The organism is Brevundimonas bullata, assembly GCF_003350205.1.
Classification (GTDB): domain Bacteria; phylum Pseudomonadota; class Alphaproteobacteria; order Caulobacterales; family Caulobacteraceae; genus Brevundimonas; species Brevundimonas bullata.
The window spans coordinates 1-13,624 of the sequence record NZ_QLLC01000052.1 but is presented as its reverse complement, the minus strand read 5'-3'; the positions used below and the strand labels follow the sequence as shown (position 1 = coordinate 13,624).

General features: G+C 68.0%; 17 protein-coding genes. 6 read left to right on the top strand and 11 right to left on the bottom strand.

Annotated elements, in window-relative coordinates; genetic code table 11:
* Positions 1 to 561: 561 nt before the first annotated feature.
* From DXK21_RS15610 to DXK21_RS15600, 3 genes are read right to left on the bottom strand one after another with little or no spacing between them, the layout of a single operon-like run.
* The gene (locus DXK21_RS15610) at positions 562 to 2,010 is read right to left on the bottom strand and encodes a sensor histidine kinase (RefSeq protein WP_114818692.1); all 1,449 of its coding nucleotides are present in this window, start codon (positions 2,008 to 2,010) and stop codon (positions 562 to 564) included.
* A 6-nt stretch (positions 2,011 to 2,016) separates the two neighbouring features.
* On the bottom strand, positions 2,017 to 2,697 hold the full coding sequence (locus tag DXK21_RS15605) for a response regulator transcription factor (protein ID WP_114818691.1): 681 nt from the start codon (positions 2,695 to 2,697) through the stop codon (positions 2,017 to 2,019).
* Positions 2,698 to 3,060 (bottom strand): hypothetical protein, encoded by a 363-nt coding sequence (locus tag DXK21_RS15600; RefSeq protein ID WP_114818690.1) that lies wholly within the window; start codon positions 3,058 to 3,060, stop codon positions 2,698 to 2,700.
* Between the two features lie 253 nt (positions 3,061 to 3,313).
* On the opposite strand from DXK21_RS15600, the gene DXK21_RS15595 reads away from it, so the two are divergent.
* On the top strand, positions 3,314 to 3,688 hold the full coding sequence (locus DXK21_RS15595) for a hypothetical protein (RefSeq protein WP_114818689.1): 375 nt from the start codon (positions 3,314 to 3,316) through the stop codon (positions 3,686 to 3,688).
* A gap of 194 nt (positions 3,689 to 3,882) precedes the next feature.
* Here DXK21_RS15595 and DXK21_RS15590 read toward each other — a convergent pair whose 3' ends face one another.
* From DXK21_RS15590 to DXK21_RS15580, 3 genes are all read right to left on the bottom strand, one after another.
* Positions 3,883 to 4,455 (bottom strand): nucleotidyltransferase family protein, encoded by a 573-nt coding sequence (locus DXK21_RS15590; protein ID WP_114818688.1) that lies wholly within the window; start codon positions 4,453 to 4,455, stop codon positions 3,883 to 3,885.
* Positions 4,456 to 4,524: 69 nt separating this feature from the next.
* Complete coding sequence (thiD, locus tag DXK21_RS15585) at positions 4,525 to 5,307, bottom strand: bifunctional hydroxymethylpyrimidine kinase/phosphomethylpyrimidine kinase (RefSeq protein WP_114818687.1); 783 nt, start codon at positions 5,305 to 5,307, stop codon at positions 4,525 to 4,527.
* 71 nt (positions 5,308 to 5,378) lie between these two features.
* Positions 5,379 to 5,720, bottom strand: coding sequence for a DMT family transporter (locus DXK21_RS15580; RefSeq protein ID WP_114818686.1), 342 nt, complete (start codon positions 5,718 to 5,720; stop codon positions 5,379 to 5,381).
* Positions 5,721 to 5,801: 81 nt separating this feature from the next.
* Here DXK21_RS15580 and DXK21_RS15575 point away from each other — a divergent pair, with 81 nt between their 5' ends.
* From DXK21_RS15575 to DXK21_RS15565, 3 genes are read left to right on the top strand one after another with little or no spacing between them, the layout of a single operon-like run.
* Positions 5,802 to 6,113 (top strand): ArsR/SmtB family transcription factor, encoded by a 312-nt coding sequence (locus DXK21_RS15575; protein WP_114818685.1) that lies wholly within the window; start codon positions 5,802 to 5,804, stop codon positions 6,111 to 6,113.
* Positions 6,110 to 6,670, top strand: a complete 561-nt coding sequence (locus DXK21_RS15570; RefSeq protein ID WP_114818684.1) for an SRPBCC family protein — start codon at positions 6,110 to 6,112, stop codon at positions 6,668 to 6,670. The genes DXK21_RS15575 and DXK21_RS15570 overlap by 4 nt, the downstream gene beginning before the upstream one ends.
* A 1-nt stretch (position 6,671) precedes the next feature.
* On the top strand, positions 6,672 to 7,064 hold the full coding sequence (locus DXK21_RS15565) for a VOC family protein (protein ID WP_114818683.1): 393 nt from the start codon (positions 6,672 to 6,674) through the stop codon (positions 7,062 to 7,064).
* A gap of 1 nt (position 7,065) precedes the next feature.
* Here DXK21_RS15565 and folP read toward each other — a convergent pair whose 3' ends face one another.
* Complete coding sequence (gene folP / locus DXK21_RS15560) at positions 7,066 to 7,905, bottom strand: dihydropteroate synthase (RefSeq protein WP_114818682.1); 840 nt, start codon at positions 7,903 to 7,905, stop codon at positions 7,066 to 7,068.
* Positions 7,906 to 8,149: 244 nt separating this feature from the next.
* On the opposite strand from folP, the gene DXK21_RS16630 reads away from it, so the two are divergent.
* Positions 8,150 to 8,323 (top strand): hypothetical protein, encoded by a 174-nt coding sequence (locus tag DXK21_RS16630; protein WP_162790716.1) that lies wholly within the window; start codon positions 8,150 to 8,152, stop codon positions 8,321 to 8,323.
* A gap of 34 nt (positions 8,324 to 8,357) precedes the next feature.
* Positions 8,358 to 8,789 (top strand): GreA/GreB family elongation factor, encoded by a 432-nt coding sequence (locus DXK21_RS15555; protein ID WP_114818681.1) that lies wholly within the window; start codon positions 8,358 to 8,360, stop codon positions 8,787 to 8,789.
* Positions 8,790 to 8,888: 99 nt separating this feature from the next.
* Here the strand turns inward: DXK21_RS15555 and DXK21_RS15550 are convergent, their stop codons facing one another.
* The 4 genes from DXK21_RS15550 to ftsH form a co-directional block, all read right to left on the bottom strand.
* On the bottom strand, positions 8,889 to 9,194 hold the full coding sequence (locus tag DXK21_RS15550; RefSeq protein ID WP_114818680.1) for a winged helix-turn-helix domain-containing protein: 306 nt from the start codon (positions 9,192 to 9,194) through the stop codon (positions 8,889 to 8,891).
* A gap of 4 nt (positions 9,195 to 9,198) precedes the next feature.
* Entirely contained in the window at positions 9,199 to 9,837 is a 639-nt protein-coding gene (locus DXK21_RS17075; RefSeq protein WP_114818679.1) for a hypothetical protein, read from the bottom strand.
* 64 nt (positions 9,838 to 9,901) lie between these two features.
* Positions 9,902 to 11,116 (bottom strand): acyltransferase family protein, encoded by a 1,215-nt coding sequence (locus DXK21_RS15540; RefSeq protein WP_114818678.1) that lies wholly within the window; start codon positions 11,114 to 11,116, stop codon positions 9,902 to 9,904.
* A gap of 313 nt (positions 11,117 to 11,429) precedes the next feature.
* Positions 11,430 to 13,397, bottom strand: coding sequence for an ATP-dependent zinc metalloprotease FtsH (ftsH, locus tag DXK21_RS15535; RefSeq protein WP_114818677.1), 1,968 nt, complete (start codon positions 13,395 to 13,397; stop codon positions 11,430 to 11,432).
* Positions 13,398 to 13,624 lie beyond the last annotated feature (227 nt).

Sequence of the window (13,624 nt, the reverse complement as noted above, 5' to 3'; positions counted from 1 at the left end):
CAGAAGGCTAACCTAATTCGCTCGAGCTGGAGGCGTTTTCACACAGCCTCGATCCATTGCAGACCTCAACCCTTGGGAGGCCTAGGGCCGATATTGATTGTCACCCTGCCCTCTGTACGTCAGGCTGGCTGTATGCTTCGCGCTTTATTATTTTCCGCCTGCGTCGGCACCGGGTCTTGCAGCCAGGAACCACAATGGGATCGTGCGGCCCTAGAGGCGGCCATGCACTTGGAAGCTGATCGCCACTCATATGCTGTCATCAGCATCCAGTTCGACGATTGCCGGGATTTCCAAGACAGACTCGCAGTTGAGTACGGTGTGGCTGCTGTCGTTTCTACCAACGTCGACGCCGTTCGGATTGTTCAGCTTCCGACGCCGCTGGGGAACATGAGGGTGACGTGCTCAGCACCGGACGGCCAGATGGTTGCTACCCGCGGCCCGGACATCAACTTAACTGGCTGAACGCATCCGCCGCCACCACACCAACGCAACGTTAGGCTAGCTGAAGTCCGCTCCCCCCCTGCCAGACCTTCAGCCCAACCGCTCACGGCGAAAGCGGCGCTAGGCCTCCGCCGCCGGAAGCTCCAGCAGCACCTTCAGCCCGCCCATCTCGCTGTCGGCCAGGGTGACGCGCCCGCCATAGGCCCGCGTCAGGTCCTCGACGATGGACAGGCCCAGGCCCGTCCCCGGCGTGTCCTCGTCCATGCGAGCGCCGCGTTTCAGGGCGGCGTCGCGCTGGTCGGCGGGCAGGCCCGGCCCGTCATCCTCGACCACCACGATCATCTGGCCGGGCACCGAGGCCCCGGCTGAAATCCGCACCCGGCGTTTGCACCACTTGGCGGCGTTCTCGATCAGGTTGCCGAAGATCTCCTGCAAATCCTGACGCTCGCCCAGGAAGGCCAGCTCGTCCGGCGCGCGCCAGTCGATCTCGACCCCCTTGGTCTCGAACACCCGCTCCAGCATGACCGCCAGTTCGTCCAGAACCTCGCCCACCGGAGTCCGCTCGCCCAGGCCGTGGGCGGCGCGGGCGGCGGCGCGGGCGCGGCGCAGGTGGTGATCGACCTGGTCCTGCATGACGCGCGTCTGCTTGCGCACCATGTCGGGCAGGACGCCCTCGCTCGTCCCCGCCTCGGCCAGCATGACCGCCAGCGGCGTCTTCAGCGCATGGGCCAGGTTGCCGACGTGGGTGCGCTGGCGCTCCACCGTCTCCTGATTATGGGTCAGCAGCCGGTTGACCTGTTCGGCCAGGGGCTGGATCTCCAGCGGATAGACGCCCCCGACCCGGTGCGAGCGGCCCTTGCGCACATCCGAAATCTCGTCGCGCAGGTCGAACAGGGGGCGCAGCCCCACCCGCACCTGAATGAAGACCGCCGAGACCAGACCCGCTCCCAGCAGCAGCATGGCCACCCAGGTCACGGTGGCGAACTGGCGCGTATCGGCGTCGATGTCGGAGCGGTCGATCCCGGCGAAGAAAACCACCGGCGCGGTGCGCCCCGGCAGCTGCTTCATGCTGGCGGCGATGCGCAGCGGCTCGCCCTTGGGGCCGTCGTCGGCGTTGTAGCTGATGGTCTGGCCGAACGCCGCCTTCAGCCGCCCCCCCAGATCGGGCGCGTATTCCAGGTCGGTCTGTCCCAGAGAGGCCGAGCGCGCCACCACCTGCAACTGCCCGTCCGGGCCCTGCTCGGCCACCATCCAGTATTTGCCGGACAGCAGGCGCTGGGTGCGCGCGTCCTGAATCTCACCGACGAAGACCTCGCCCTCGGGCGTGATCGTGGCGGCGACCACCGCCTCGTCGATGGTGTCGCTCAGGGTGTTGCCCAGCCGCCGCAGCGCCGATTCCTGAAACACCGAGGTCAGCACCACCCCCGTGACCAGCAGGGCCACCAGAATCCAGGCCGAGGCCAGCCAGATCAGCCGCCGTGTCAGCGACTTTCCCGGCCGGCCGAACCAGCGGCCCCATTCATTTTTCTCAGGCTTGGCGGGCGCTTCAGCCGCCCCGGCGTCGATCATCCGAAATCAGGCCGCGTCGCTTTCGCCGGCCAGCGGCGACAGGCGATAGCCCAGGCCCCGCACCGTCTCGATCCGGTCCGACCCGATCTTCTTCCGCAACCGCCCGACGAAGACCTCGATGGTATTGGAGTCGCGGTCGAAATCCTGATCATACAGGTGCTCGACCAGCTCGGTCCGGCTGATGACCCGGCCCTGATGCATCATCATGTAGTGCAGCAGGCGGTACTCCAGCGAGGTCAGCCGCAGCGGCTCGCCGTTCACCGTCGCCCGCGCCGCGCGCGGGTCCAGCCTCAGACCGCCGCAGGTCAGGGTCGCCGCCGCATGGCCGGCCGAACGCCGCAGCAGGGCGCGCAGGCGGGCCAGCAGCTCCTCGGTATGGAACGGCTTGGTCAGATAGTCGTCGGCCCCGGCGTCAAAGCCCGCCACCTTGTCCGACCAAGCGCCGCGCGCCGTCAGGATCAGCACCGGCGTCGTCTTGCCCTCGCGGCGCCAGCGCTCCAGCACCGACACCCCGTCGATCTTGGGCAAGCCCAGGTCCAGCACCACCACGTCATAGGGCTCGGTGTCGCCCAGGAACCAAGCCTCCTCGCCGTCGGGGGCGTGGTCGACAGCGTATCCGGCGTCGCCCAGGGCGGTCTTCAGCTGGCGCGACAGATCGACGTCGTCCTCGACAAGCAGCACCCGCATTCAGTCGTCTCCGCGAACCCGGCCGGACTGGCCGTCAACCTGTATGTCCGACACGCGACCGCCCGGATATTCCCAACGCACCACATAGTCGCCGCCGCGCTCCTGCACGCCCAGCATCCGGCCGGGGCGACCCGACTGGACCCGGCGCGCAATGTCGCCGGGGTCGGCGCGCGGCGAGGATCGAGGCGCCGAGCGGGGCGCATCGCGCAGCCCCTGACCCGGATAGTTCCGGGGCTGCTCGCGACGGTCCCCGGACTGGGCTTCGTCACGATCCCGGTCTCGACCGCGCGACTGGGCCGCCGCGTCCGCAACGGGGACGAGGGCGATCAGGCCGGCCAGCAGGAGGGCTCGAATACGCATCATGGTTCGATTTCTAGAAGACGGCCTCTGAACAGGGGCTGAACGCGCAGTCTATCGCTGTTCATCCGGACAAGGAACGCGGGGACGCGGATTCTCCGTCGCTGTCGCCCATAAGACCCACGGGAACGAACATGACCAAGTTCTCATGCTGATGAACGCTGCCTGAAACGCGCTGTTCAGATGCGGCTCAGCCGTCGGGTGGTCTCTTTGGGTCAACGCAGCCCATCCGGTTGCGACGATCCAAAGGAGCAAGACCATGAAGAAACTGCTGATCCCCGCCCTGGCCGTCGCTGTCGCCTCGGCCGCCCTGCCCGCCGCCGCCCAATCTTATGACCGCCACAGCCCCTCGCGCGGCCCTTCCTATGAGCAGAACTACAACGGCTGGAACGCCATCGCCCAGCGCAAGTACAACCTCGACCGCCGCATCGATCAGGGCGTCCGTACCCGCCAGCTCAGCTCCCGCGAGGCCTCGCGCCTGAAGGACGAACTGAACAGCCTGGTCCGTCTGGAGCGCCAGTATCAGCGCGGCGGCCTGACCCGCTGGGAACGCCAGGACCTGGACCGTCGCTATGACCGCCTGTCGGCCAAGGTCCGCTACGAGCGCAACGACCACAACGGCCGCCGCCACTAACGGCTGAGCCAACCGGGGCCTCACCCCTCCCTGTCAGAGGCCCTGCCGAGGGGCGCGATCCGCAAGGGTCGCGCCCTTTTCGTATCCTCAGCCGTCATCCCGGAAGCCCGCAGGGCTATCCGGGACCGCAGGAAGCGCAGCGTCTTGGGCGGTCCCGGCTCTCCGCTACGCTTCGGCCGGGATGACGACCGAGATCAGCCCGGCTCCACCACCCTAACCTCCGGCCAGCGCCCGCGTGCATTGGCGATGACCCTGTCCCAGCCCTTGGCCAGTCCCCGCTCGGGATTGGGCCGGATGATCAGGTCGAACACGTCCTCCAGCCCGAACGGCGCGACCACGCTGATCGTATCGTCCTTCTCCAGCCGCACCCCCACGGCGAAGGCCGGCGCCACGAACCGCGCCGGGGCGTCATCGGTGCAGGTCAGCGCCTCATAGGGTTCGCCGAACTTCCCTTCGAACCAGATATGGACCCGCGCCTGGTTCCTGACTTCGACCTGCTCGCGCACCGGCTCGTCAAAGGCCGCGGCGACGCGCTTGATCACCACATCCTCGGCGTCCCACGAGGTGTCGGGATCGAAATAGCCGATGTCGTAGTCCTTGATCCCATAGCCGGTCGCCCGCCCCGTCTGGGCGTTCCACACCGCCTGATAGACGGCCCCCGAAAACAGCCGCCAGTCCGGCAGGTCCAGGTCCCGCATCACGCTCAGCAAATGCATGAGGCCTGCGTCGGCGCGAACAATCTCGATCAGTCGGGTCTCTAGGGTCATGGCGCCGTCTGAAGGCGATTCCGAAAGCCCGCCAACCTCTTTCCTCCCCATGTCATGTGGAGGAAAAAGCTAGCGGCCCCGCAGCGGCCAGCCGTGATCCAGCGGCCCATGCCCCTGCCCCAGACCCGGCGCCCGGCGGATAGCCTCGGCGACATAGGCCCAGGCCTCGGCCACCGCGACCTGCAGCGGCAGGCCCTTGGCGATCCCCGCGGCGCACGCGCTCGCCAGGGTGCAGCCGGTCCCATGCGTATGGCGCGTGTCGATGCGCTCGCTCTCCAGCACCGTCTCGCCGTCGCGGGTCAGCAGCAGGTCGATCACCGTCTCGCCCGGCACGTGGCCGCCCTTCATCAGCACCGCCCGCGCGCCCATCTCCAGCAGGGCCTCGCCCGCCCGACGCTGGCCGTCCAGATCGGCCACGGCGATCCCGGTCAGGGCCTCGGCCTCCGGCGCATTGGGGGTCAAAAGGGCCGCGCGCGGCACCATCAGCCGCCGCACCGCCTCGACCGCGCGATCCTCCAGCAGGGGCGAACCGCCCTTGGCGATCATCACCGGGTCCACCACCGTCGGCACATTGTCGGCATAGTCGATCAGCCCCGCCACCGCCTCGACCACCTCGACCGAGCCCAGCATCCCCGTCTTCAGGGCGTCGGCCCCGATGTCGTCCAGCACGGCCTTTGCCTGGGCCTCGATCACGTCGATCGGCAGGGGATAGACCCCGTGCACCCCCAGGGTGTTCTGAATGGTGACAGCCGTGATCGCCGTGGCGGCGAACCCGCCCAGCATGGTCACCGCCTTGATGTCGGCCTGAACGCCCGCCCCGCCGCCGGAGTCCGACCCGGCGAGAATGAGCACTCTTCCTCTTTTGTGGTCCCTATCGTCTCCGACGCGGTCGGAGACTGCTTGAGGGAGATCATGCTCGCCCATCAGTGCGCTCCCGAAAACAGCTTCAGCCCGACAATGCCGGCCACGATCAGCAGGATACAGACCGCCCGCACCGCCGTCGCCGGCTCGCCATAGACGGCGACGCCCACCACGGCCGCGCCCACGGCGCCGATCCCGGTCCACACCGCATAGGCCGTGCCGACCGGCAGCTTCTGCGTGGCGATCCACAGCCCCACCATGCTGGCGATCAAGGCCAGGACCACGCCCAGCGACAGCAGCGGCCGCTGCACGCCCACATACTTGATGCCCGAGGCCCACATGACCTCGAACAGGCCCGCCACCACGAGCACCAACCACGGATTTACAGACATCAGCCAGGACATGTCGGCTGCATGACCCAAGCCCGCCACATAGGCAACGCCCTTTACATTGACAGATAGCTATATAGCCGATAGACGATACTCATGAACCTCGCCCTGCAAGCCCTGTCCGAACCGCACCGCATGGCCATCGTCGCCATGCTGGCCGACGGCGAACGCCCCGCCGGGGACTTCGTCGACGCCCTGCCCATCAGCCAGCCGACCGTATCCAAACACCTGTCGGTGCTGCGCGAGGCGGGCCTGGTCACGGTGCGCAAGGACGCCCAGCGGCGCCTCTACCGCCTCAACCCCGCCCCCCTGGCCGAACTGGACGCCTGGCTGCAGCCCTACCGCCGCTTCTGGGTCGACCGCCTCGACGCCCTTGAAAGCCACCTCGACAAGGAGTTTCCGCAATGACCGACACGCTGACCCCGACACCGGACTTGGCCGAGGATCAGGGCCGATGGCATGAGATCGACGGCGGCTACGAAATCCGTTTCGAGCGCCGGTTGCGCCATTCGCCGCAGCGCGTCTGGGCCGCCCTGACGACGCCGCAGGGCCTCGCCTGCTGGCTGGCCGAGGCCGTGATCGACCCTCGCCCCGGCGGTCACATGGACCTGAACTTCCGCCAGCCCGCGACCGAGAAATTCCCCGACACCCCCGAAGTCCGCCGACAGGCCAATGAGGTCCTGGTCTTCCAGCCCTTCACCCGCTTCGAGCACACCTTCGGCGGCGCCGACTCGGTCGTCTCCTGGCGGCTGACGCCCGACGGCGACGGCACCTGCCTGACCCTGATCCACCGCATGCCGCGCGACTGGGAATCCAACATCGCCAACACCCTGGCCGGCTGGCATCATCACATGGAGGGGCTGGATGACGCCGCCCGCAGCGCGGCCCATCCGTGGCGCTGGCCCCGCTGGACCGCCCTGCGCGACGCCTATGCGGCGGCGGTCGCCGGAAAACCGGAGACCTGACATGACCACCACGCCCTTCCTGATGTTCCAGAACGGCCAGTGCGCCCCAGCCCTGGACTTCTACGTCGCCACCCTGCCCGAGACCCGCATCCTGTCGAGCCAGCCCTATCCCCCCGGAACGCCCGGCGGCGACGGCCTGATCATGATGGCCCGCCTCTCGATCGAGGGATTGGAGGTCCTGGCCAACGACAGCACTATCCGCCACGCCTTCGACTTCACCCCGTCGATGTCGCTGTTCCGCCTCTGCCGCGACGAGGCCGAGGTCGACCGCCTCGCCGCCGCTCTGTCACAAGACGGCGCCGTCCTGATGCCCCCCGGCCACTACGGCTTCAGCCGCCGTTTCGCCTGGGTCAATGACCGCTTCGGCGTCTCTTGGCAGTTGAACCTGGAGTAGGTCAGCAGGCGGCGTTCGCCACCGCCGCCTGCAGCTTCAGCGCCTGCACCGTCTCGCGCACGTCGTGCACGCGGACCATCCGCGCCCCGCGCCGCGCCCCCTCCAGCGCCAGAGCCAGCGACCCGCCCAGCCGGTCGCCGGCTTCCACCGCCGTCGCGTCCACGCCCTGAACCATGCGCTTGCGGCTGGCGGCGTAGAGCACCGGAAAGCCCAGCTCGGCCAGGGCCTCCAACCGCGCCGTCAGCGTCAGGTTGTGGTCCGTCGTCTTGGCGAAGCCGATGCCGGGGTCCAGCCAGATCTTCTCGCGCGCCACTCCCGCCGCCATCGCCGCCTCGGCCCGCGCCGCCAGATGGGCGACCACCTCGGCTGTCACATCGTCATAGCGCGGGTCGTCCTGCATGGTCTTGGGCGGCCCCTTCATGTGCATCAGCACCACGGCGCAGCCCAGCTCGGCGGCGGTCGCCAGACTGTCGGGATCGTGCATCAGCGCCGTCACGTCGTTCCACATCGTCGCGCCCGCCGCCACGGCGGCCCGCGCCACCCCCGGCTTCATGGTGTCGATGCTGATCATCCCGTCCCAGCGCGCCCGCAGCGCCGAGATCAGCGGCAGGGTGCGCATGATCTCCTGATCCTCGCTGACCGGCTCGAACCCCGGCCGCGTGCTCTCGCCGCCGATGTCCAGCACATCCGCGCCCTGCGCGATCAGCCCCAGGGCATGAGCCAGCGCCGCCTCCTGCGTCGCCAGCCGCCCGCCGTCGGAGAAACTGTCGGGCGTCACGTTGACGATGCCCATCACGAGAGGGGGGACCAGAGGCGGCTTCACAAGGGATTGAAGGCTCATGCGACAAGAACTCCCGGGGCGCCGGTTTGACTTTCCGCGCGCTGAGGCCCAGCCTCTACCCACTATGGAACGTTTCGTCAGCCAGGCTCGACGCCTCACCCACGCGGGTCGCCGCGTCGAAGGCCTTTAACCCGTAGCGGCCAGCTTGCTGTCGTCCGCTACGGGGCGCGTTGCTTCGCTTTTTCCCTAGTCTTCACCAATCAGGATCGCGTTCGCCCCAGCGGCGCCCGCGAACACGCATGTCATGACCCATCGTCAAGACGATCCCCAGGACGTCGCTGCGCCCACGCGCGGCGCCGACATCATTCCCTTCAGGCGCCCCGCGACGCCGCCGCCCACGCCCTCGCCCGAGCCCGCGCCCCCCTATGACGACATAGGCGACGAGAGCGACGACGACGACGGCCCCTCGGCCGCCTGACCCCTTCTTCCCTTTCTTCACATCGAGAATCGACATGACCACCGCCAAGACCCGCGGCCGCCCTCCGGCCCTGCCCGCCATCATCCTCAGCCAGGAGGATTTCGACGCCCTGGACCGCCTGGTCGGCGACCTGCCGGGCACGGGCCCCGCCGGCCTGCTGCAACAGGAGCTGGACCGCGCCAAGGTCTGCAAGGCCGTCGACCTGCCCAAGGGCGCTGTCGGCCTGAACCGCTGGCTGCACTACGCCGATGAACGCCACCCCGAGGTCCGCCGCGTCCAGCTGGTCCTGCCGCACGAAGCCGACATCGACGCCGGGCGCGTCTCGATCCTGTCGCACGTCGGCGCGGGCCTGATCGGCCTGACCGAAGGCCAGTCGATCAACTGGCCCGACCCGACCGGCGCCGTGCGCAAACTGACCCCGGTCCTGGTGGAAGACGCTGACCCGATCGAGTCCGCCCCCCACTGAAAGACCCTGCGCTGGTAAAACCCTTCTCCCCTTGTGGGAGAAGGTGGCTCGCGAAGCGAGACGGATGAGGGGTGTCGGCGCGCCCCTCTCCGGTGGCCCTCAGCCCTTCCGCCCGATCAACCCGCCCAGGGCCTCCAGATAGGCCGCAAACGCCGTCCGCCCCTCCGGCGTGATGGCGATGCGGGTCAGGGGCTTGTTGTTCACGAAGCTCTTGCTGATGGCGACATAGCCCGCCTCCTCCAGCTTCTTCAGGTGGACCGACAGATTGCCCTGGGTCGCCTCCAGCACCGTCTTCAGCTCGGTGAAGTCCGCCGCCTCGACATCGGCCAGATAGACCATGATCCCCAGCCGCATGCGGCCGTGGATGACCTCGTCGATCCGTCCAAAGTCATCCGCCAGTCCCATGGCGTCAGGCGGCCCTGATGCTCGCGCGCGCGTCGCGGAACATGACCCAGCCCGGCAGGGCGAACAGCAGGAACAGGGCCAGGGTGCACACCCCCAGATAGGCCATCGGCTGGCGCACCAGCACGCCCAGGGCCACCGCCGTCACCCATCCGCCCAGCGACACCGCCAGCATCCAGCCCTTCTTCTTCAGCACCCAGGCCACATACCAGGCCGCCGCCTGAAGGGCGAAGACGATGGCGGCGTAATAGAGCCAGACGGCGAAATCCTGATCCCGCACCGCCCCCACGGCGAAGACGATGACCACCGCCGCATTGGCCATGCCCGTGGCGTTGAAGGCGGCGTTCATGACCCGCGTCGCCAGCGGCCCCCGGTTGGACGGCCCGGCTTTACGGTCCTTCAGGATGGCCCAGGTCAGCACCGCCAGAAAGGCCGTGGTGATGCCGACCACGAAGATCAGATTGGCCAGGTCGGGCCAGCGGATCAGCCCGACCACCTGGCCGATGTGGAACAGGCACTGCAGGCCGTACAGCAGCCCCCCCGCCAGATAACAGATGGCCAGGGTCATGGGCGGCCGCCCGCTCCCCTCCACGATGGAGCGCATGAAGGCGAGGTCGGCTTCGGGCGTGCGGGACTTGTCGGTCATCGGGTGATTCCTGGCGCGACGCGGCTGCCCCCTTCGGATGGACGCAGCCGCCAAGGTTGGCAAGCTATTCGGCGGCGACCAGCACGCTGACGCGCGCCCGACGCCAGGGCGTGCGCCGCCCGTTCAGCCAGCGCCCCATGACGCCGTGACGCACCATCAGCTCATAGCTGGCCAGCGACACGGCCATGACGCCGACCACGACGACGGCCAGCTTGATCGGCCAGACCATGGTCCAGTCCTGCACCACCACCTGCGCCGCCATCACCAGCGGCAGATGGACGATGTAGATCCAGTAGGAGGCGTCGGCCAGATAACGCCGCAGCCCGCTGTGTCCCGACCAGAACTTCAGCGCCAGTCCGACCACGGCGAACATCGAGGCGTAGGTCGCCACGCCAAAGGCCGCCGCCGTCATGGCCTTGGCCGCCGGATCGGTCATCGGCGTCAACACCGGCGTCGGCCCGCCCGACAGCATCAGCGCCGTCGTCCCCGCCCCCAGGGCCAGCCCCAGATAGGCCGGCGTCCAGGCCGCAATCTTCGCCAGCAGGTCGCGCCGCCGGTCCAGCAGGACGCCAAAGCCAAAGGCCAGGCCAAAGCCGACCAGGGCCGAGGTTTCGGGCACCAGCCCCGCATCCGGCGTCGGAATGCCGAAGAAGGCGATCCAGTTCGGCTCCAGCCACAGGGCCACGGCCAGGGGCGCGCCCAGCACGAGGGGTCCCCACGGGCCGATCAGCCCGCCCGCCATCCGGTCCAGACCACGCCCCACAGCACCGGCCCTATCCAACCGGATCACAAGGGCGCGCCCGATCACCAAGGCCGCGTAGAACCACAGCAGCACCCACAGGAACCACAGATGGGTCAGCGGGATATTGGTCCAGTCATAGGTCGGCGGCGGCGGCGCATCCGCCGCCGTCAGACCGTGCAGCGAGGCGTTCCACACCAGCACCGCCACGACCCCCGCCATCACCGGCCCCCAGAAGACCGCCAGCGGTCCGGCGATGCGGATCAGCCGGTTCTTGATGAAGCCCGCCGTCCCGCGCCGCTTCAGCATCATGTGGCCGAACAGGCCCGCGATCAGGAAGAAGCTCGCCATGCGGAACAGATGGATGACGAAGAAGAGGCCGCTGGCCCAGACCGAGGTCTGGTCGTCGCCCACGATCCATATCTGGCTCGGAAAGAAGGACAGGGTCCCATGCAGCACCACCCCCAGCAGCAGGGCCGCGCCCCGCAGCCCGTCCAGTCCGTGAAGCCGCTCGCCTTGGTCGAATGCGGATGCCGTCATGGCGCCCTCCTGTTTCGGATAACGCCATATCTCACAGACTAGTCTGAATTACAAACTAGTCTGTGAAAGTTGCAAAACCCTCCCCTTCAAGGGGGGAGGGTTGGGTGGGGGTGGAGGCAGCCCCTGTCCCATAGGCCGCGGGGGACGGGGCCCTCGCCTCATGCGCTCCATCGGCCATGTTGCGCTCCATCCCCGCCCCGTTCCCCTCAGCCAACGGGAAGGAAGAGCAACAGGCGCGCGCCAGCACTTAGCGCACGAAAAAGGGGCGAGCCCTGCGGCCCGCCCCTTCGTCATGTCAGCCAATCCGAAAGGATCAGGCGGTCGGCACGCTCGTCGTCGGCGCCGCCGCCGGCTCGGTCTTCGGCGTCTCGATTTCCACCCCGTCCGACACCGGCGTCACCGGCACCGAAACCGACGGGCCCGGCACAGGCGAGTTGGCCTCGTCGCGGTTCGGGGTGATCCCCTTCTCCAGAAGGTCGGTGATCTCCTGACCCGACAGGGTTTCGTATTCCAGCAGGGCCTGAGCCAGCTTCTCCAGGTCCGCCGCCTTGTCGGTCAGGATCTGGCGCGCTTCGTCCCAGCCCGACGTGACCAGCTTCTTGACCTCGCTGTCGATCAGACGCGCCGTCTCTTCCGAGATGTTCTGGCTGCGCGCGACCGAGTGGCCCAGGAAGACCTCCTGCTCGTTCTCGCCGTAGGCCACCGTGCCCAGCACGTCCGAGAAGCCCCACTGCGTCACCATGCGCCGCGCCAGCTTGGTCGCCTGCTGGATGTCGGAGGAGGCGCCCGAGGTGATGTTCTCCTTGCCGAAGATGATCTCCTCGGCCACGCGGCCGCCGGCCATGATGGCGATGCGGTCGACCATCTGCTGGTACTTCATCGAATAGCGGTCGCCTTCAGGCAGCTGCATCACCATGCCCAGGGCCTGGCCGCGCGGGACGATGGTCGCCTTGTGCACCGGATCAGCCATCTTGACGTTGATCGCGACGATGGCGTGGCCGCCCTCGTGATAGGCGGTCAGGCGCTTCTCTTCCTCGTTCATGGCCATGGACTTGCGCTCGGCGCCCATCATGACCTTGTCCTTGGCGTCCTCGAAGTCGCGGTGCGTGACCATGCGCCGGTCCTTGCGGGCGGCCATCAGGGCGGCTTCGTTGACCAGGTTGGCCAGGTCGGCGCCCGAGAAGCCCGGCGTGCCGCGCGCGATGGTCTTGGTGTTGACGTCGGCCGCCAGGGGCACGTCCTTCATGTGGACGCGCAGGATGCGCTCGCGGCCCGAGACATCCGGGTTCGGCACCACGACCTGACGGTCGAAGCGACCCGGACGCAGCAGGGCCGGGTCCAGAACGTCGGGACGGTTGGTCGCGGCGATCAGGATGATGCCTTCGTTGGACTCAAAGCCGTCCATCTCGACCAGCAGTTGGTTCAGCGTCTGCTCGCGCTCGTCGTTGCCGCCGCCGAGACCCGCGCCGCGGTGACGACCGACGGCGTCGATTTCATCGATGAAGATGATGCAGGGCGCATTTTTCTTGGCCTGCTCGAACATGTCGCGCACGCGGCTGGCGCCGACGCCGACGAACATCTCGACAAAGTCCGAACCCGAGATCGAGAAGAAGGGCACGCCCGCCTCGCCCGCCACCGCACGCGCCAGCAGGGTCTTGCCGGTGCCGGGAGGGCCCACCAGCAGGGCGCCCTTGGGGATCTTGCCGCCCAGACGCTGGAACTTGCCCGGGTCCTTCAGGAAGTCGACGACCTCCTGCAGTTCTTCCTTGGCCTCGTCCACGCCGGCGACGTCGTCAAAGGTCTTGCGGCCCTTGTGCTCGGTCAGCAGCTTGGCCTTGGACTTGCCGAAGCCCATGGCGCCTTTGGCCCCGCCCTGCATCCGGTTCATGATGAAGAACCAGAAGGCGATGATCAGCGCCACCGGCAGCAACAGGCCCAGCAGGCCCGACCACCAGGGCTGGCGTGTGCTCTTGACGTCCACCACGGCGCCCGCGGCCTGCATCTTGTCGACCAGGTCGATGTTGGGCAGGGGCGTGACCGTCGTGAACTTGCTGTCGTTCTTGTAGACGCCGGTCACGGTGTCGCCGCGCACCGTCGCCGTCTTGATCTCCTGACCGTTGATGGCCGTGATCAGCTGCGAATAGGTGATGGGATCGGGACGGCTGGCCGCCGCGCCCTTGGCGCCCGGCATGGCCGCGCCGCCGTTCTGGCCGATGGCGGCGTAGACCGCGACCAGACCCAGCAGGATCACGCCCCAGATGGCGAAGTTACGCAGATTCATTCGGTCCTCGGTTTCTCGGCGCGCGCCCTCAGGCCCCGCCGATCAGCAGTCTTTCTAGGAAAATAGGTCAGTCGGCGGCGTTTCGCCATGCATGGCTTGAAAGAGGTCGCTCTCCTGCGTCGTTTCGCCCAAGGCCAGGCTCAGACGCCGCGCCCCCAACGCCCGCACATCCGCCCCCCGCCAGGCCAGAACCGGCGCATCCACGCCGTCCCGGATCAGCACAGGCA

Bases quoted from the DNA above. Each gene is read 5' to 3' on its own strand.
- DXK21_RS15610 (WP_114818692.1), bottom strand. From the start codon at position 2,010: ATGATCGACGCCGGGGCGGCTGAAGCGCCCGCCAAGCCTGAGAAAAAT.
- DXK21_RS15605 (WP_114818691.1), bottom strand. From the start codon at position 2,697: ATGCGGGTGCTGCTTGTCGAGGACGACGTCGATCTGTCGCGCCAGCTG.
- DXK21_RS15600 (WP_114818690.1), bottom strand. From the start codon at position 3,060: ATGATGCGTATTCGAGCCCTCCTGCTGGCCGGCCTGATCGCCCTCGTC.
- DXK21_RS15595 (WP_114818689.1), top strand. From the start codon at position 3,314: ATGAAGAAACTGCTGATCCCCGCCCTGGCCGTCGCTGTCGCCTCGGCC.
- DXK21_RS15590 (WP_114818688.1), bottom strand. From the start codon at position 4,455: ATGACCCTAGAGACCCGACTGATCGAGATTGTTCGCGCCGACGCAGGC.
- DXK21_RS15580 (WP_114818686.1), bottom strand. From the start codon at position 5,720: ATGTCCTGGCTGATGTCTGTAAATCCGTGGTTGGTGCTCGTGGTGGCG.
- DXK21_RS15575 (WP_114818685.1), top strand. From the start codon at position 5,802: ATGAACCTCGCCCTGCAAGCCCTGTCCGAACCGCACCGCATGGCCATC.
- DXK21_RS15570 (WP_114818684.1), top strand. From the start codon at position 6,110: ATGACCGACACGCTGACCCCGACACCGGACTTGGCCGAGGATCAGGGC.
- DXK21_RS15565 (WP_114818683.1), top strand. From the start codon at position 6,672: ATGACCACCACGCCCTTCCTGATGTTCCAGAACGGCCAGTGCGCCCCA.
- folP (WP_114818682.1), bottom strand. From the start codon at position 7,905: ATGAGCCTTCAATCCCTTGTGAAGCCGCCTCTGGTCCCCCCTCTCGTG.
- DXK21_RS16630 (WP_162790716.1), top strand. From the start codon at position 8,150: ATGACCCATCGTCAAGACGATCCCCAGGACGTCGCTGCGCCCACGCGC.
- DXK21_RS15555 (WP_114818681.1), top strand. From the start codon at position 8,358: ATGACCACCGCCAAGACCCGCGGCCGCCCTCCGGCCCTGCCCGCCATC.
- DXK21_RS15550 (WP_114818680.1), bottom strand. From the start codon at position 9,194: ATGGGACTGGCGGATGACTTTGGACGGATCGACGAGGTCATCCACGGC.
- DXK21_RS17075 (WP_114818679.1), bottom strand. From the start codon at position 9,837: ATGACCGACAAGTCCCGCACGCCCGAAGCCGACCTCGCCTTCATGCGC.
- DXK21_RS15540 (WP_114818678.1), bottom strand. From the start codon at position 11,116: ATGACGGCATCCGCATTCGACCAAGGCGAGCGGCTTCACGGACTGGAC.
- ftsH (WP_114818677.1), bottom strand. From the start codon at position 13,397: ATGAATCTGCGTAACTTCGCCATCTGGGGCGTGATCCTGCTGGGTCTG.